At 47.0% G+C, this 17252-nt stretch carries 14 protein-coding genes and 4 pseudogenes; 12 read left to right on the top strand and 6 right to left on the bottom strand.

Going from position 1 to position 17252, the window contains the following annotated elements:
- Positions 1-451: 451 nt before the first annotated feature.
- Entirely contained in the window at positions 452-1096 is a 645-nt protein-coding gene (locus DO97_RS05150) for a MarC family protein (protein ID WP_036531489.1), read from the bottom strand.
- Between the two features lie 511 nt (positions 1097-1607).
- Positions 1608-4178 carry a magnesium-translocating P-type ATPase gene (mgtA, locus tag DO97_RS05145; RefSeq protein ID WP_476703516.1) on the bottom strand — a complete coding sequence of 857 codons (2571 nt, stop codon included), beginning with the start codon at positions 4176-4178 and terminating at the stop codon, positions 1608-1610.
- A 532-nt stretch (positions 4179-4710) separates the two neighbouring features.
- Here mgtA and DO97_RS05135 point away from each other — a divergent pair.
- From DO97_RS05135 to DO97_RS05130, 5 genes and pseudogenes are all read left to right on the top strand, one after another.
- Positions 4711-4974 (top strand): annotated as a pseudogene (locus tag DO97_RS05135) (CRISPR-associated endonuclease Cas1); the annotation flags it as partial.
- Positions 4975-4992: 18 nt separating this feature from the next.
- On the top strand, positions 4993-5088 hold the full coding sequence (gene cas2, locus DO97_RS21985) for a CRISPR-associated endonuclease Cas2 (RefSeq protein ID WP_081980628.1): 96 nt from the start codon (positions 4993-4995) through the stop codon (positions 5086-5088).
- 159 nt (positions 5089-5247) lie between these two features.
- Complete coding sequence (locus DO97_RS30060) at positions 5248-5448, top strand: CRISPR-associated endonuclease Cas2 (RefSeq protein ID WP_081980627.1); 201 nt, start codon at positions 5248-5250, stop codon at positions 5446-5448.
- 404 nt (positions 5449-5852) lie between these two features.
- Positions 5853-5990, top strand: a complete 138-nt coding sequence (locus DO97_RS23725; RefSeq protein ID WP_156120448.1) for a hypothetical protein — start codon at positions 5853-5855, stop codon at positions 5988-5990.
- A 47-nt stretch (positions 5991-6037) separates the two neighbouring features.
- Positions 6038-6718, top strand: a complete 681-nt coding sequence (locus tag DO97_RS05130) for a hypothetical protein (protein ID WP_036531485.1) — start codon at positions 6038-6040, stop codon at positions 6716-6718.
- A gap of 226 nt (positions 6719-6944) precedes the next feature.
- On the opposite strand, the gene DO97_RS05125 is transcribed toward DO97_RS05130, so the two are convergent.
- The 3 genes and pseudogenes from DO97_RS05125 to DO97_RS05115 all read right to left on the bottom strand — a co-directional run bounded on the left by DO97_RS05125 (position 6945) and on the right by DO97_RS05115 (position 10135).
- Positions 6945-7877: an amino acid ABC transporter permease gene (locus DO97_RS05125; protein ID WP_036531483.1), complete on the bottom strand. Its 933-nt coding sequence runs from the start codon at positions 7875-7877 to the stop codon at positions 6945-6947.
- A gap of 205 nt (positions 7878-8082) precedes the next feature.
- Positions 8083-9193 (bottom strand): annotated as a pseudogene (gene proB, locus DO97_RS05120) (glutamate 5-kinase).
- A gap of 3 nt (positions 9194-9196) precedes the next feature.
- A complete protein-coding gene (locus DO97_RS05115) occupies positions 9197-10135 on the bottom strand; it encodes a phosphoribulokinase (protein ID WP_036531482.1) in 939 nt (312 codons plus the stop codon).
- A 214-nt stretch (positions 10136-10349) separates the two neighbouring features.
- On the opposite strand from DO97_RS05115, the gene DO97_RS05110 reads away from it, so the two are divergent.
- Entirely contained in the window at positions 10350-11597 is a 1248-nt protein-coding gene (locus tag DO97_RS05110; protein WP_036531480.1) for a histidine kinase, read from the top strand.
- A 42-nt stretch (positions 11598-11639) separates the two neighbouring features.
- Here DO97_RS05110 and hemW read toward each other — a convergent pair whose 3' ends face one another.
- Complete coding sequence (gene hemW / locus DO97_RS05105) at positions 11640-12923, bottom strand: radical SAM family heme chaperone HemW (RefSeq protein WP_239651471.1); 1284 nt, start codon at positions 12921-12923, stop codon at positions 11640-11642.
- 327 nt (positions 12924-13250) lie between these two features.
- Between hemW and DO97_RS05100 the strand changes: the two genes are divergently transcribed.
- The 6 genes and pseudogenes from DO97_RS05100 to DO97_RS25930 all read left to right on the top strand — a co-directional run bounded on the left by DO97_RS05100 (position 13251) and on the right by DO97_RS25930 (position 17159).
- The gene (locus tag DO97_RS05100) at positions 13251-14330 is read left to right on the top strand and encodes a PIN/TRAM domain-containing protein (RefSeq protein ID WP_036531478.1); all 1080 of its coding nucleotides are present in this window, start codon (positions 13251-13253) and stop codon (positions 14328-14330) included.
- 432 nt (positions 14331-14762) lie between these two features.
- On the top strand, positions 14763-15017 hold the full coding sequence (locus DO97_RS05095) for an NblA/ycf18 family protein (protein WP_239651470.1): 255 nt from the start codon (positions 14763-14765) through the stop codon (positions 15015-15017).
- A 325-nt stretch (positions 15018-15342) separates the two neighbouring features.
- Positions 15343-15642 carry a P-II family nitrogen regulator gene (locus tag DO97_RS05090; protein ID WP_036531475.1) on the top strand — a complete coding sequence of 100 codons (300 nt, stop codon included), beginning with the start codon at positions 15343-15345 and terminating at the stop codon, positions 15640-15642.
- A gap of 109 nt (positions 15643-15751) precedes the next feature.
- Positions 15752-15925, top strand: a pseudogene (locus DO97_RS27375) (fasciclin domain-containing protein); the annotation flags it as partial.
- 146 nt (positions 15926-16071) lie between these two features.
- Positions 16072-16311 (top strand): annotated as a pseudogene (locus DO97_RS27370) (fasciclin domain-containing protein); the annotation flags it as partial.
- A 218-nt stretch (positions 16312-16529) separates the two neighbouring features.
- The gene (locus DO97_RS25930) at positions 16530-17159 is read left to right on the top strand and encodes a general stress protein (protein ID WP_072016361.1); all 630 of its coding nucleotides are present in this window, start codon (positions 16530-16532) and stop codon (positions 17157-17159) included.
- Positions 17160-17252 lie beyond the last annotated feature (93 nt).

Below are 17252 nucleotides of genomic sequence, written 5' to 3'. Positions count from 1 at the left end.
TTTGTCTGACGTGCTAACATCGCATCATGGGTGATCAATAGAATTTCAGATTCATCAGTTTCGATTTCCCTGAACTCGAGGTTCCCATAATGGCGAAGCATATCCATTTTCTTGAAATTTAGCACCAATTCTCAGAAAATATCTAATTTCAGTCACTTCAAAAGGCTAGACCCCGTATACTGTTGTTCAGACGATCGGGTGTAAAAGGCACAGAAATTCCTGATATTTAGTGCGGACAATTCAAGATGAGAATTACCAGGAAGATTGAGTTTGAATTGGCATATAACCAAATACACTATAACAAAGAAATGTTGTAATTAAGGTGCAATTTGATTATCAATGACTTCATAATTTAATTAATATAAACTAAAATAGTGATGAGAAGGAGAAGACAGACAAATACGTTCATCTCGTGGGCAACGCCATTATGCCCAGCTCAGCGATGGGGCCGTTATTTGAATAAATTGGGTGCTGCGGATTGAAAAAGTGACATCATCCCATCGGTTATAAGTTGAACCGCGATCGCTAAAATAAAGAATCCAAAAACTCGATTTATAGCCCCAAAACCATTGAGACCGAGAATTGAAAGCAGTGACTCTCCCAGCACGAGACAGCCATACAGCAAACCACCAAATAGCACAATCCCAATCAAGTAACCAAGATAATCACTCCATTGGGTCATGCCCGTTGCCAACCCAATCACGACTCCAATCGCACCAGGGCCGGCAATTAAAGGAGTTGCCATGGGGGTAAACGATATATCTTCCTTCTCAACCGCGGACTGCTGCTCTGAGTCCGTTAGCCGTTTTCGGCTGGTAAGCATCTCCCAACCCGTATGAGCGACCAGCAGGCCACCAGCAATTCTTAACACATTTAACGAGATACCAAAAAACTCTAGAACCGCGCGTCCCCCAATTAAGAATATTGTCAGAATTAAAACAACATTCAGAGTAGTTCGTTGAGCTGTTTGTCTACGTTCACAGCGGCTATCCTTGTCTGTCAAGCTATAGAAAATAGGGATAACTCCAATGGGATTCGCGATCGGGAATAGGGCAACAAGCGTACCAACAGCATAATTTATAATTGATTGTGCCATATCGAATCAGGCTCTTAAATATACAGCAATTCTCAGTCGAGCGAAGCGCAATGACATGTCTAAAATCCTTGCATAGAAAGGCCTCTGCTATATCTCACCTCGGAAGGTGCCGCAGGAGCATCTAGTCAGCTTTTAGTGCATGGATAAGCTGATCGAGATTGATTTTCTAAAGAAATTCTTATGCTGCTTGGGATTCAGGCATGGTTCCATGAGGTTTGGATACGTTACAACATAAGGAGCATTCATGGAGGTTGCTTTTTGAGGGTTATAAATCCATCAAAAAAATCTTGACGGATCTCTAGCTAGCCAAGCAAAAGTAATTTAAAGATACGATAGGGCACAGTAGGCAAAATTTACCTGTATTTAAGGGATTTGACCCCAATGCTCTTTATGCCTTTTAATTATAACGAACTGCCTAGGCTTTAGTCTTGTGGGCCATAGAGGGTAGCTCAATGATTGGGCCACTCTTGGAACGTTTGCTACTTTCTGGCTCTAGAGCTATTTTTGCCAACTAGAATTTTACGTGGCTGTAAAAAATTCGCTTAACATTCTCAGCACAGAAAATGTAAAGACCTACTATGGCTGCCAACAATAAAATAAATTCAATCGGCAAGGCATGAAACCCCAGTAGACCTGCAAGGGGGGTATAGGGTATTAAGAGCGTGACAATAGAGATCGCGATCGTCGTTGAGAATAATGCACGACTCGGTTTACTGTGAAAAATTGCTTGCTGTGTCCGAATCACTAGCACAACCATAGATGCAGATATCACCGATTCCATAAACCATCCAGTTCTAAATTGAGTCGGATCAGCATGTAATAAAAACAGCAAGGCAGTAAAAGTCAGGTAATCGAACACTGAACTGAGTAAGCCAAAAACGATCATAAATCTACGGATAAATTGCATATTCCAACGGTGAGGTTGGCTGACCTGATCTCTGTCTACCCGATCAGTCGAGATCGTCAATTCCGGGAAATCCGTGAGTAGATTTGTAAGCAAAATCTGACTGGGTAGCAGGGGCAAGAAGGGTAAAAACAGAGAAATTCCTGCCATGCTAAACATATTGCCAAAATTGGCGCTAGTTGCCATAAAAACATACTTTAATGTATTGGCAAATGTCACCCTCCCTTCCTTTACGCCAACCACGAGGACATTCAAATCTTTTTCCATCAACACAATGTCAGCGGCTTCCTTGGCGACGTCAACTGCACTCTCGACGGAGATCCCTACATCTGCAGCATGAAGGGCAGAGGCATCATTAATACCGTCACCCAGATAGCCAACGACATTACCTGCCTTTTTGAGGGCGATGATGATCCGTTCTTTTTGGTTTGGCTCTATCTCGGCAAAGACATTTGTTGACTGAACTCGCTGCATTAAGGCCTCATCACTGAGTTTCCCGAGTTCGGATCCCGTCAAAATCATTTGATCAGGCAGTCCTACTTGTTGAATGATACTAATTGCAACTGCCTTGCTGTCTCCTGTAATCATTTTCGGGGTAACTCCCAGCAGTCGTAACTCTTTGAGGGTGTCAGCTATACCAGCCTTGGGTGGATCAAAGAGCGCGAGATAGCCCAAAAATGTCATGTTCGTTTCATCATTTTTGGTGAAGGAATTCTGATTGAAATCTCGATAAGCCACACCCAAGGCTCTAAATCCATTGCTGCCCAAGTCATCAGCCTGTTGGTGAAGCTTTAGTCGCTGGTCGGAAATGTCGATAATTTTGCCATCAGCAGTCTCAACGGTTGAGCAAACATCCAGAATATTTTTCAGAGCACCCTTTGTGATAATGATATGGGAACTCTCAATCTGAGACAAATTCTCTACTTTGGAAGACCCCAGGACCACATTTTCAGCTTCATCGAACAGGATACTTAGACGCTTACGATTAAAGTCATAGGGCACTTCATCTCGCTTTTGATAGCCAGAAATATCGAATTTTCTATGCTCACGAATGGCTGTATCAATCGGATTGGCATAACCTGACTCAGATACGGCATTTAAATAGGCATAGAGAAGAACGCGATCGCTTTCTCTCCCCTCCACATCAACCGCAGAGTGAATTTTCACCTCTCCTTCAGTTAGCGTTCCTGTTTTATCAGTGCAAAACACATTCATACTGCCAAAATTTTCGATCGCGGGTAAATGTTTTACGATCACCAGCTTTTTCGCCATTCGCTTGGCACCCCTAGCCAGGTTCACGCTAACGATCGCCGGAAGTAACTGTGGAGTCAAACCAACCGCCAACGCTAGAGAAAACAGAAAGGATTCCAGCACAGGGCGATGGAGGTAGACATTTGCCACAAAAATTAGAACGACCAAAATTAACGTTACTTCCATGAGGAAGTAGCCAAACCTGTTGAGTCCTCTTTCAAATTCAGTTTCAGGAGGTCTGAGTTTTAGTCGTTCTGATACTTTACCAAATTCTGTTGTTTTTCCAATATTAACAACCACTGCCTTCGCTGTTCCACTGATAACATTGGTACCCATATAGAGAGAATTTGTGCGCTTGCTGAGATCAGTTTCAACAGGTAATACACCACAAAATTTGTCAACTGGATAGGTTTCACCAGTTAGTGCTGCTTCTCCTACAGAAAGATCATTTGACTCTAAAACAAGACAGTCACCTGGAATATTTTTGCCTGCAGAAAGTAAAACAATGTCTCCATAGACTACTTCATCGTTGGGGATTTTCTGTGGAAGATCATCCCTTAAAACAGTTGCTTTAACTTGAACCAAAGCTAATAATTTTTCAACGGCATTGCTAGCACCCTGCTCTTGCCAAAATCCTAATATTCCACTGATGAAAACTATCGTGAGAATGATCATCGCATCTGCAGCATCTTGAAGATAGATCGATAGCACTGCAGCAAAAATTAGAATTAAAATGATCGGACTTTTGAATTGATTAACTAACAGGATCAATGGACTCAGTTTATGTTTTTGTTTGAGGCTATTTGAACCGTAAACGGTCAACCGTTGTTTCGCGTCGTCACGACTTAATCCTGAAGCTGTAGAATCAGTCTGCTGCAGCACTTGCTCCGTAGTCAAGCTCCAAAATGTGGAATCCAAATTCATCATTTTTTCCTTGTATGAGATTGATACGCACCAGGCTGGACTCGTAACTTGGTATGGTCGAGGAATATCCCACTTTGGAAGAAAGGTAACGTTCAGCGATATCAATATGGTCAGGGCGTATGCTTAAGAATCAGTTCGAAGAGAAGGGTATGCTGGAAGGAGAAGAGAGACAATGACTGCAATCATGAGTGCAAGAGATCGCAGAAATACTATGCCGAAATACGCGAGATGGTAAGCTGAAGGATCTCGATAGTATCGAACAAGCTGTCCGGGAGCACATGTTGACCGAAGTGAGTCCAAGGGTTGGAGCTTTTTTGTTGAAACAACCACGGGAACTCAAAAAGGCAAACGTCAAACCCTGAAAAACTGCATCGGTCTGTTAAAACTGAAAGCCGAACAATTGAGACGACTAGGAAACAGTGAATATCAGTGAAACAGCCCATTCCTTGAGCGCTGCTGTTTGCGATCTGTGCTCATGAAATCTATCTTAATACAGAAAAGGACTTGCAGGTATTACTCGGAATCGATGTTTGTTATGGTGGTAGATGCTGTTGTCCTCAGTGGGATTAATCGTCGAACCCTCTCCCCAAAAGACTTTACTTCAGAGCCTATGAGTAAAGCTGTATCCCTAACGGGGGAAGGGTTGCGCATCTTCCTACGGCTGTATGAGCAGAAGAAGCAATCCAAGTTCAGGTATTCAGTTCTCCAGACTCAATGTACCTTTCAGAAAGCGTTTGAAATTCAGGCGCGGCTGTTGGCTATATATTTGATGGGTGAAACCGAGAAGTATCCCCCCTGATGTTGAAGTAGAGGCGTTATGTATGTTGTTATCTCCTACGATATTCCAGAAGTTAAGCGCCGCAATAAAATCCACAAAGTATTGAAGTCTTATGGCCAATGGCAGAAATGTTGAACGTGAGCTTAAAGCTAAGAAATCGGGTCGCTTTTGTAGATCATGTGTTTCACTTTAGGTATCAATCAAGCCGCTTAATGCGTCTACTCTCAATGAGTAGGGCTTTAAAAGCCCTGCAAAGTCCGAAGGGTAAAGTTTTACCTTCAAGATTCAACACTTCTGGGCCAATGGATTCAGTACAGTGAGTGTGAGTGTGACCTGAGCACGACTCAATATGCCAGACTACAGGCAAGATTGAGTAAGCTGATTAATCCCGATCAAAATAGTATTTGTCTCTTTTTCATCTGCAGTTGCTGCCAGAATAAAGTTGAGCGCATTGGTGGAGCAATGCACCGAGATGAGGAAGGTTTTTTTGTTTAGTGTGTGGATGGAGAGCTGGTTTTTTCCAGAATCAGTCGATACTGGCCGGAATCACTGATTTAACAACAGTTTCCCTGACATTAATTGAGTTTTCGTTCCACGCAGTTGCACCTTGAAAACCAAATACATGTTATGTTTCAGGAATTCGCGGGCCTCAACCCCCCAAAAACCCTTACAGGAATTGAAACTACACAAAATATTTGAGTGGGTGCCCCGAGTTGAGCTTCAAACCCCCTTCAAATCCTTACAGGGATTGAAACTTTTGCCTCATTTTCCGAGGAACCGTAAACGTACAGCCTCACCCCCCCCAAACCCTTACAGGAATTGAAACAACTGACCAAAGAGAGCATCATTGTGCAAAATGTGGCTACACCGATGACAGGGATGTAGCTGCTGCTAAGGTCATGCTGTCATGGGGGTTAGGAACCAGCGTCCTCAATCGTGGAGAAAGAGGCTGTACCGCTGGCACTGCGGCGACAAGCTGTCGAGGCTTTCGGCAACTGTCCCTGGTGGAGCAACAGAAACCCCGGCTTCAGGCCTAGCCGAGTCGGGCATAGTTCATATGAGTCCATCTACCTGAGAAGCGGCTATGGTGCAACAACGATTAAAAATCTACACCCGGTTGAGAGCTCCAAAAGCTGCAGCGATCGCAGGTATTATCTTTGCGATTTTGCTCATCATCGCGTTAGTGTTGCTGCTGATTTCTGTGCCTGAAAATCCTCAGGCTAACATTGCATGGCTAGCGACGAACACAAATAACCTGCTTTTAGCGTTTAATCTAGTCCCCTTCGCCGGAATTGCCTTCCTTTGGTTTATGGGTGTTGTGCGGGATCACCTGGGAGAAAGTGAAGACCAATTCTTTTCCACGGTATTTTTCGGCAGTGGGCTGCTATTCCTCGCCATGTTGTTCGTTGCCTCCGCATTAACAAGTACGATCATCCTCCTGTCTGGATCCGAACCCGATCGCCTCCTCTCATCCAGCGTTTACGACATGGGTTGGACTTTCTCCCGGAATCTGATGTATGTCTACGCGATTAAAATGGCTGGGGTATTTATGATTTCAACCAGCAGCCTGTTCATACGGACTAAAGTTATCCCTCGCTGGATGGCCCTGTTGGGGTATCTACTGGCTGCTATCATGATTTTCAGAATCAGTCAGATCGATCGCGTCGGGTGGGTCTTTCTGTTCTTTCCCCTGTGGATCCTGCTGATCAGTCTTTACATTTTGAATTCCCATTATCGGAAGAACTCTGAAACAACGCCAACATAAAGTTGAAACAACGGGTTCACAGCTCTTAAACTTTCATAGGCAGATACCCTTTACAATCCCCCAAGGGAATCTGCTCCCGCAGTGGCAATGCGGGGATATTCTCAACCCTCAGTTCCTGGAAAATCATAGGTAGGGAGCATCTCCAACAGTGGTTTCTGTAGCTGTCTCAGTGGCTTCGCGTTCTAGCCTGCATTATTCATGAGGCGCAATCGTTCTTCCTCATCGGTTAACGGCTGCTCCGATGCAGCAGCAAGTGATTCCAACGGTTCATGACCCCAGAAATGCTGAGGCTCATGACCAGGTAGGTGGCTAAGAGTAATAACATTACTTCCACCGCCCGTCCCGTCTGGTTGAAGGTTGTTGATGCTACCGCATAGACATCTGGATAGCCAACAGCGATCGCCAAGCTAGAATTCTTGATCAGATTCAGATATTGACTGGTCAGGGGGGGAATCATCACCTGCAATGCCTGGGGAAAAATTACCAGACGCATGATCAGGGTTGGTTTTAATCCCAAGGCACGAGCAGCTTCCCACTGTCCGAGGGGAACGGACTGAATTGCCCCACGGACGATTTCAGCAATAAATGATCCAGTGTAAAAGGTTAACCCCAACAATAGTGCCGAGAACTCGGGGGACAGGTGGATATTCCCCGGTAAAAATATCCCCCGATTGTTCAGCTGTACCAATCCCACAAGGGAAAGTTGCTGCTGCACAGGCGGTAGTTCCAGGAAGACAACGAAATACCAGAAGAACAATTGCAACAGCAGGGGGGTATTACGAAGCACTTCCACATAAACCAGCGCCAGTTGTCGCACCAACCAGTTATCCGAGAGACGGGCAATCCCGACGGTTACTCCGACCATGGTAGCCAAGACAATCCCAGCCACCATAATTTTTAGGGAGTTGAGAAGGCCAACCGCCAGGGCGTAACGATAGGGATCAGACGGTTCGTAGGGAATGGCGGATTCACCAATGGCAAAACCAGCCTGGGAGTTGAGAAAACCAAATCCCAGTTGCAGCCCCAACTGCTGAAGATTGCGGTTGAGGTTGCTCCCCAGCATCAGGACAGTGAGCACCAAGAGCAGCACTGCGAGAAGTTGAGCCGCCCAGCGCCAGAAGCGGACATCACGCCACCAACGTATTTTCCAGTTCGACATCCTGAATTCCTTGCCAAGCTTAACTGGGAGGACGGGAGAGTAGTCATGAGAGCCACTCTCAAACTTACAGCAGCCAGTCGTGAACTTGCTTCTGACTTCTGAATTAATGCGTGTGGATGGCAGGGTCAATTCACTTTGATCGCTCTTTCAGTCCCAATCAATAGGACACCCCCAGCTCTGACCTTCGAGATAAGGGGCTAAACCCTCAGGACAGCACCAGATTATCCCGATGGACAATTGTCTCTACCCCCTCATAGCCAAGAATTTGGGGAATTTCATCGGAATGATGACCCCGGATTCTCTGGAGTTCAAAACTGCCGTAATTGACCAGTCCTCTAGCAACTTCTTCTCCCTCGGGATCGCATAACATTACGGCTTCCTGGCTTTGAAAGTCCCCTTCGATGTTAGTAATCCCAGCGGCGAGTAAAGACTTCCCGCCCTGTTTTACCGCCGCAACTGCACCGGCATCTAAGTAGAGTTTCCCAGATGGGATCAATCCGTGGGCAATCCAGCGTTGGCGGGCATTAAAGGGTCGTGGTTGGGGCTCGAAGTGAGTACCAATCGCATCTCCCTCAAGGATCTTGGCAATATTTCCGGGAAATCGCCCTTCGGTAATCACCGTGCGCACTCCGGCATCGGTGGCGATTTGGGCAGCAGTGATTTTGGTTGCCATACCCCCCGGTTCCCCACTGGGAACCTCGGCCTGCCGCCTGAACTTGCATCTCCGTTAGTTGTTCCATCCGGCTGACCAAGTGGATGGGTTGGGCATCGGGGCAACTGCGGGGATCGGCGGAATAGAGTCGATCCACATCGGTGAGTAGAAATAACCAATCTGCTTCTACCAGTCCAGCCACCAGAGCAGACAAGGTATCGTTATCGCCGAATCGGAGTTCCTCGACGGCGACGGTGTCATTCTCATTCACAATCGGAATGATCCCTAAATGCAGCAATTCCTGAAAGGTTCGATGCACATTTAGGTACCGACTGCGTTCGACTAGATCCCCCCGAGTCAGGAGTACCTGGGCGATGGGTTGTTGCAGGGAAGTAAACAAGTCGTCATAGACTCGGATCAGCCGTCCCTGACCTACCGCTGCGATCGCCTGTTTTTGGGCCAGGGTGCGGGGCCGTTCCGTTAACCCCAAGCGGGCACACCCCACCCCCACAGCGCCTGAGGACACCAACACCACCCGATGACCCTGTTGCCGCAGATGGCAGAGGGTTTCGATCAGGCTAGCAATGGTAGAGAGGGCCAGATAATGGGTGTCTGGCTGGGTCAAGCTGGATGTCCCAATTTTGACCACAAGGGTTTGAGACATAGGCTAGGGATGGGGTTGAGTGGCCTTAAGAATGTGATACACCAGTAACAGCTGCGTCAGAGCTAGGGGGTAACTTTGCAGGGTTTCACCCGTTGTGCCGATGAGTTTGCCAATCTCCGGGTTACTTTCCCGACTACACACGGTCTTGAGGTTGGGCATGTCACCACAAATAAGTCTCTCGAGATGACTCACCTGCTCACTGGTGGCATGACCGTCAATTTCCAGCACATCCACGGGTTTCCCCATATCCCGATCCAGACCCAATCGAATCGCTGCCCCGGCCTCGGAAATCTGATCCACCAAGGGGAGTAAATCGGGGTGAGGCAGGGTAGGACGTAGGACTAACCGCACATTTAAGTGGGTATTATTTTGTTCGGCATCCAGATTTGGAGGATAGAAACTGACCACTAGATCGGCCCAGCGACGTTGGGGACGAATGTAGTTTTCAGAATCCGGTTCTCGCTTCTCTAACTCAGCTAGAACTTGCTCCGAGGTATAGCCACGCTTGAGGGTATCCCGCTTCACCTTCCACTGATAGCGTAACTCCTCTGGCGGAGCCAGATAGACTTTGACATCGTAGCAATCCCGTGCCCCGCGCGTGGAATAGCCCAGTAAGCCCTCAATGATAACGATTTTACTGGGTTGAATGTATTGCGGTGGCTCGAAGGAGCCGGTCTTATGGCTGTAAACTGGCTTCAGGATTGGTTGCCCTGTTCTCAAGAGGGATAGATGCTGTTGCATGATATCTAGATAATTACAGTCTGGATGCAGAGCTGTAATTCCCATTGCTGTTCGCTGTTGGCGATCGTAGCGGTGGTAGTCATCGGTACAGATCACCGTGACGTTTTCTTCCCCAAGCACTTGGGCAATCCCACGGGTTAACGTTGTTTTGCCAGCGGCGCTATCGCCAACGATGCCTAAAATAATAGGGCGCTGGGTCATAATTTACCCTCCACAGAGCCAGTTTGTTGCAGACTATAAGTTTACCTGATTGTATCCACACAGGATTTTTAATCGATGATTGAAGATTCTGCTGTGCCCAGGCTCCCTGTCATGGGATATTGATGGCATGGGAACTCTGAGAACAAGGTAATCTTAATAGATATCATTAACTAATCTCCTCTAATCCTTCGTAGTAGAACCAGAGAGTGGTTGCATGCAGGTACCTGCTGACAGATCTATCCCCTCTGAGGCCCCGCTACAACTGTTATTGTTTGTAGATCGGCGGCCCAGTTCCGCCCAACACATTCGGCAGATCCGCAATTATCTCAAAGAACTGGAGACACAGTATAACTTTGATTTACAGGTCGTGGATGTGGGGGAACAGCCCTACCTCGCTGAACAATTTAAGTTGGTTGCTTCTCCAGCTCTGATTAAAATTCACCCCGAGCCTCGGCATACCCTCGCAGGCAGCAATATTGTGGCTCAGGTCGAGAACTTTTGGTCTCGCTGGCAACAGTCGGTTGCTGATTATTTGACAAGGTTGGAGACCCAACCGCTAGGGGCAGAGGGGGCGATCGCCCCTTTCCTGGCGGAAGGCTTGACCCCAGGAGTACCCTCGGTATCGGATTCTCCCTCAACCCCCTCCCCTCACCCATCGGCGACCCACTCCATGTCTCGCTCGGCGGAGCTAATCCAACTCTCGGATGAAATTTTTTGCCTCAAACAAGAAAAAGAGGAACTGAAGGAGCAGCTAAAGTTCAAAGATCGCATCATTGCCATGTTGGCTCACGATCTTCGCAACCCCTTAACCGCCGCCGCGATCGCCCTAGAAACCTTAGAGCTAAGCTTAAACCCCAAAGATGGCAGTCATTCTCGACTGACTCCAGAAATGACGGCTCAGTTACTCAAGCATGGTCGGACTCAGACTCGGGCAATTGACCGTATGATCACCAATATTCTCCATGGTGCCCGTGACAGGAGTGCTAAACTCAGTCTCCAGCCCCTAGAGTTAGAGCTGGGCAGTCTCTGCCAAGAAGTTGTCGATTATGTGTTCCCCCAGGTTGTTGCCAAGCGCCAGCACCTTGAAACCGATATCCCCAGTGACTTACCGCGAGTGTATGCCGATCTGGAACGAGTTCGCCAGGTACTGATTAACTTGCTCGACAATGCCATCAAATACACCCCCGAGTCTGGGTTGATTCAGTTGGCAATTCTGCACCGCACCTCTCAGAAAGTACAGGTGAGTATTTGTGACAATGGCCCAGGCATTCCGGAGGAAAATCAGCTCCATATTTTTGAAGATCACTTCCGGCTAGAACGGGATGAAGCCCAATCAGGCTATGGAATTGGTCTTTCTCTTTGTCAACGAATTGTGCGGGCACATTACGGTCAGATCTGGGTGGACTCTCTCCCCGGTCAGGGGAGCTGTTTCAACTTTACACTGCCAGTCTACCGCTCTTAACTCCCTGAGTACGTTGTCAACTTTTACGTGAGGGTAAAGAGCCTAATCCGTGGCCTCCCAGGTTGCAAATAGGGCTGCCAGCACCGTATTCGAGAATAGAAAGCCTTCGGGATCACTCAACCGTAGGTGTCCCTGGGCAGGAAGCACCTGGAGATGATGGCAGACTTCACCCTTGGCATCCGTTACTTCCACCCAGCCTTGGTGATAGAAGGGTTGCAAACACTGCCAGACTTGGCGAAGAGTGGCATCCCCAAACTGGGTGTCGAGGGCAGAAAGACTGAGCCCCTCGGCGAGTCGAAACCCTAGCATCAATGTCTCCAGCAACCTGTCAGGGCCATTGTCCACAGTCAGAGTCAGGGATCTTATCTCAGGGGTTGCTGCTCCAGCCTCTACCCACTGGCAATAGGTTTTGGTGGTACGGGGACGGGTAAAGCGCTGCCCCGATAAGTAACTCGCAGCACCCATGCCAAACCCATAGAAGGGACGGTTTTCCCAGTACACGCGGTTGTGGCGACAGTGATAGCCGGGTCGGGCATAATTTGAAATTTCATAGTGTTCATAGCCAGCCCCAGTCAGCACTTGTTGCGCCAGACGGTACATCTCGGCGGTGGTCGTCTCGGTAGGCAACGGATGGGTACCGGGTTGATATTGGCGACTAAAGGCGGTTCCGGGTTCTAGCATCAAATCATAGGCAGAGAGATGGTTGGGAGCTAAAGCCAAGGCAGCACCCAGGGAGTCTTGCCATTGTTCGAGGGTTTGATTGGGCAACCCAGCAATTAAATCGAGGCTGAAATTCGGGATCCCTAACCCTCGAATTAAGGTAATAGCCTGATCAATATCGTCCACAGTATGGGTTCGCCCCATCCCTTGCAGCAAGTGGGGTTGAAACGCTTGGACACCCAAACTCACCCGATTGACCCCAGCCTGTTGGTAACCTGCCAACTGCCCCCAATCAAAGGTGCCAGGATCCATTTCCATGGAAATTTCAGCGTTGGCCGCGATCCCGATCGTCTGTTCTAACACCCTTAGTAGCTGCTCTAATTGGGCAACTGCGAGGAGCGAAGGGGTGCCCCCTCCAAAGAAAATTGTTTCCAGTGCCTGACCCGATGGCACCGTTTGTTGGATCTCTTGACATAGCACCTCAACGTAATGGGCGATGGCAACTGAGGTCTCTCCCCGTTGGCGATCGCCCACCACCGACACTGGGAAATCGCAGTAGAAGCAGCGACGGCGGCAAAAAGGAATATGCAAATATGCTGCTCTGGGACATTGTGCCGCAGGGAGGATCAGGGGTGAGGTAGAAAGACGGTGAGCAGTTAAAGACAAGACGATGAAACCAAGCTAAGAAATTGCGTGAAGTGTTGTAAATCAAGCCTCAGTGTTGCAGCATCAGATCAGAAAAATCCTTGTCTCACAGTGACTCCAGCAGCTAATACCCGAGATGCCACAGATAGTTGCCAGGGTTCTAACTCGTATAATGAAGCCAGATTCATAAATCAACAATTCATCCCGAAACCCCAAGACTGAGCATGGTTGGAGTCATGGTTCATCCCTTTAGGGACACCCACTATGTAATGCTTTAACTCAGCTCAGGCTTGGGCTGCGACGTTGCCCTTCACGGGCGATCGGCACTTATTCCCACAGGCTTACATTATGCTTGACATCATCATTATTATTTCCTTCATCCTAGCAGGGACAGGAATTGGCTACCACGGTATTGAGGCATTGCCAATTTCAGTCCTGGAGCAAGTCACCAACCCTGAAGCTCTGCGGTGGGTAACAGCAGGCTTTGGTGCCTTGATTGGTGTTGCCGTTGGCTTGAGTGCTCAAACAACCTATCGTCGGGTTGAGTCTCAAATTGAGCATATGCCAGCCGACATCCTGCTGAGTCGGGCGGTGGGATTAGTGTTGGGGCTGTTGGTAGCGAATTTGATGCTCGCTCCCATTTTTCTGCTGCCGATCCCCCCAGAATTTAGCTTTATGAAGCCCCTCGCGGCAGTGCTGGGTAGTATTCTGTTTGCCTTCTCAGGGGTCACCCTGGCAGACACCCATGGTCGTGCCCTACTGCGATTGATCAACCCCCATACCGTTGAAACCCTGTTGGTGGCTGAAGGCACCCTGAAGCCAGCAGCTACCAAGGTTCTCGATACCAGCTGCATCATTGATGGTCGTGTTGAAGACTTGCTGTCTACTGGTTTTTTGGAGGGTCAAATCTTAGTTCCCCAATTTGTATTGGCAGAGTTACAGCAGGTGGCGGATGCCTCCAATGACCAAAAGCGGAATCGTGGGCGGCGGGGGTTGGATATTCTTAACCGCATGAAAGTTGCCTTCCCCGAACGGATTGTGATTCACTCAGCCGACTATGAGGATATTGCTACCGTCGATGCCAAGCTGGTGCGGCTGGTGCAAGAGATCAATGGCACCCTGGTCACGAATGACTATAACCTTAACAAAGTCGCCAGTGTCCAGAAAGTACGTGTGCTGAACGTGAATGATCTGGCCCAGTCCCTTCGCCCCGCCTATCTGCCCGGTGACAGTTTAGACTTAAAAATCCTCAAGGAAGGGAAGGAGCCAACCCAAGGGGTAGGGTATCTCGATGATGGCACGATGGTTGTGGTCGAAGAAGGGCGGCGCTATGTAGGAGGGGAATTACAAGTGGTGGTTACCAGTGCCTTACAAACTTCTGCGGGGCGGATGATCTTTGCCCGTCCTAAGCCCTCCGTTGTTGCCTAGTGCAGGGTCACAGCTGAATTTTAGGGTGGATACCTTCGGAAAGGATTGCCAGACAAAAGATCAGAGATCGCCAGCCGGCACTGGTCTCTAAAATAAGGATGATCAACTGAAAACCTTGATTGACTGAGGTTTCAGACTGTTACGGCTAAAATGCCTTAAATGCTTATCCAGAAATGCCTTACAGTTTTTATCCTCCCTTAGCAGTTCAGTACCTAAACATTGATATCGAACCTCATCAAATAACCCGATAAATGAGACTTGCCTTTGTCATAGTCGTAGAGTTATCCATCCAATAGGAGCCTCATTACCCATAGGGGTTACGCAACAGACTGTGACAGTGAGCTATCCGACCTCAGCTCAAGCCGAAGGACTCACTCAAAGCTCGGTATAATTTTTAATCGTTCAACTGCGTAAATCCTTACTAACAAAGATGTGGCGATTCGTGATTTTCTACAATCGTCAGATTATGTAAATAATTTTACCCCACTTAGTGAAGGGGAGGTAGTTATGAATCAGGAAATGGAACTTACCTTAGAACAAGAATTTCATCTTAGACATTTCGCAGATGTAGTAAAACAAATGTCTCGTGAACAAGCTCAGGCGTTTCTGATTGAACAGCATCGGCTAATGCTAGTTCAGAAAACACTGTTTCAGAAGCTTTTGAAGCAAGGGTGGGAGTCTAAATGATATTTTCCTCTGCATAAATTGGGAAGTATAGCCATCGCCAAAAACTTTTGTGTGATGGTGTGTCAGGCAGTCTCCCAGAATTGGTGTTTGACAGTCTGATCCTGTCCTAAGATCTGATCCTAGTAGTGGTTCCTCAAAAGGTGATAAATTGCTGATATCTTTTTTTGAAAACGTTATTATGCTGATTTGCCCTAAAAATTTCTGAAATGTTTCTCTCTAAAAACCTTCTGGCATCTATCGCCTTGTAGCAGGTCGGTGCCCTGACCTTTGATCAAAAAATCACAACTGTTCCCTGAATCCTTAAATACAACCGTTCTGGAGTTTTATGTCCTCTTCATTAACCCAGGGTATTCTCGTCACGATCATTTGTGAAGCTGTTTTGCAAGATCGTTTAATTAACCTGCTAACAAAATTTAGTGTGTCTGGCTATACGATTATTCCAGCACAGGGGGCAGGAAGTCATGGAAGACGCATGGGCGATATAGCTGGTTACAACACCAATATTGAAATTAAAACCATTGTAACTCCAGAAATTTCTGGCAAATTACTAGAAGATTTGAAACTATATGAAGCAACTCATGCTTTGATAGCATTCCAACAAAAGGTAGAAGGTTTGTTTGATTAATAAATCCCTGAAGCAACAAATCTACCATAATCTCAAACATCAGACTGCCACACTCATTACTTAGTTAACGAAGTTTTCGTTAATAGATCATACACACTAGGTACAATACATGGCTGACATTGTTGATACTGCCGTTAATGCTGGTTCATTCAGTACCTTAGTCGCTGCCATTAAAGCTGCTGGATTGGTTGAAACCCTCAAAGGCAAGGGACCATTCACGATTTTTGCCCCAACAGATGAGGCATTTGCCAAGTTACCAGCAGGTACGGTAGATGGACTCCTTAAGAGGATGTTTTAAAAGTCTTTCAGGGTGTGTTTCACCACCCTAGCTACCTAGAAGCTAATACGAGAGAATCAGGGTTCCAGGGTTTGCGATCGCGCCTCTGAGTTGTATTTGAGGCTAAAGCCTACCCTTTTAAAACATCCTCTAAGGACATTCCCCAACTCAAGAAAATCCTGACCTATCATGTCGTATCTGGTAAGGTCATGGCGGCAGATGTCACAACGCTAAAATCGGCTAAAACGGTTGAAGGTGAAGAGGTAAAAATTGACGCTTCCCATGGTGTCAAGATCAATAATGCTACCGTCACAACCGCTGATGTATCAGCTGACAATGGTGTGATTCACATCATTGATACCGTATTAATGCCTACCATGGCAACTGTTTAGATGGTTATTAGGACTGGGATAAATCCTAATATTAACTAGTCTATTATTAGAGAGGCGGGCTTCTCCCATCTCTCTAATAATCAGCATTTTTGATCAAGTTTCAATGGGGCGATCGCTGATCTAATCAGCATCAGCCATCTATTGCAAAAGCCACTAATGGCATTGAGCCATTTTTCATCTTAAAAAAGTTTAATACATCACATACTAGGAGAATCATCATGAGTTTACCAACCGATCATCAAACCCCTCATTCCCCAACCCCTGATTCCTACGATCCCCATATTATTCCGGCTGAAACCGCAGCTCGCAAAGATCGTGAGGGTGATAGCTATAAACATATTCCTGAGAACTCTGAAAGCTCGGATAGCATTGATACAACAGGTGGCTATACAGTAGATAAAGAAGGGCTGACAAACAACTACGCCACTGAACCTGAAATGTACGCTGAATCACCGGGCGATCTCCAGAAGCAGGGTAACAGTACATCCACCACTAACAAGTACAGTATTGTTGACATTTTTCCCTCACATACAGAGGCAGAAAGTGTTGTCTCAGAGATGCAAAAAGCAGGTTTAGATCCCCAAAAAATTTCGGTTCTTGGCAAAGACCGCCAGAGCACTGATCAGGTGCATGGAGCTTTTAACTGGAAGGATATTTCTCAGGCCGAAGGCTTGGTTGCGGTTCTAGTTGAATTAGGAATTTCTAGCACCGAGGCGTTGAAATACGAGACTGAAATTAATGCTGGCAAGTTTGTGGTGCTCGTCATGGGTAGTGATGAAGATATCAGTCAGGCCAATCAAATTTTCCATAACATTGGTCACAGAACGTTGGAAGAGAGTACTACTTGAAAACTTTAACCTAACAACCCTTTAACGTGGTTTTTGGAGAGGTGTAATTTGGGGAATTACGAATGCGACTATTCTCAGCTATAGGGTGAATAT

Source organism: Neosynechococcus sphagnicola sy1 (assembly GCF_000775285.1).
GTDB classification, from domain to species: Bacteria; Cyanobacteriota; Cyanobacteriia; order Neosynechococcales; family Neosynechococcaceae; genus Neosynechococcus; species Neosynechococcus sphagnicola.
This window is presented reverse-complemented; position numbering and strand designations above follow the sequence as displayed.

Excerpts from the sequence above, each read along its gene's own strand:
- DO97_RS05125 (WP_036531483.1), bottom strand. The coding sequence starts at position 7,877 with ATGTCGAACTGGAAAATACGTTGGTGGCGTGATGTCCGCTTCTGGCGC.
- DO97_RS05150 (WP_036531489.1), bottom strand. The coding sequence starts at position 1,096 with ATGGCACAATCAATTATAAATTATGCTGTTGGTACGCTTGTTGCCCTA.
- cas2 (WP_081980628.1), top strand. The coding sequence starts at position 4,993 with ATGTATGTTGTTATCTCCTACGATATTCCAGAAGTTAAGCGCCGCAAT.
- DO97_RS05100 (WP_036531478.1), top strand. The coding sequence starts at position 13,251 with ATGCTTGACATCATCATTATTATTTCCTTCATCCTAGCAGGGACAGGA.
- DO97_RS05115 (WP_036531482.1), bottom strand. The coding sequence starts at position 10,135 with ATGACCCAGCGCCCTATTATTTTAGGCATCGTTGGCGATAGCGCCGCT.
- DO97_RS05130 (WP_036531485.1), top strand. The coding sequence starts at position 6,038 with ATGGTGCAACAACGATTAAAAATCTACACCCGGTTGAGAGCTCCAAAA.
- DO97_RS25930 (WP_072016361.1), top strand. The coding sequence starts at position 16,530 with ATGAGTTTACCAACCGATCATCAAACCCCTCATTCCCCAACCCCTGAT.
- DO97_RS23725 (WP_156120448.1), top strand. The coding sequence starts at position 5,853 with ATGCTGTCATGGGGGTTAGGAACCAGCGTCCTCAATCGTGGAGAAAGA.
- mgtA (WP_476703516.1), bottom strand. The coding sequence starts at position 4,178 with ATGATGAATTTGGATTCCACATTTTGGAGCTTGACTACGGAGCAAGTG.
- DO97_RS05090 (WP_036531475.1), top strand. The coding sequence starts at position 15,343 with ATGTCCTCTTCATTAACCCAGGGTATTCTCGTCACGATCATTTGTGAA.
- DO97_RS05110 (WP_036531480.1), top strand. The coding sequence starts at position 10,350 with ATGCAGGTACCTGCTGACAGATCTATCCCCTCTGAGGCCCCGCTACAA.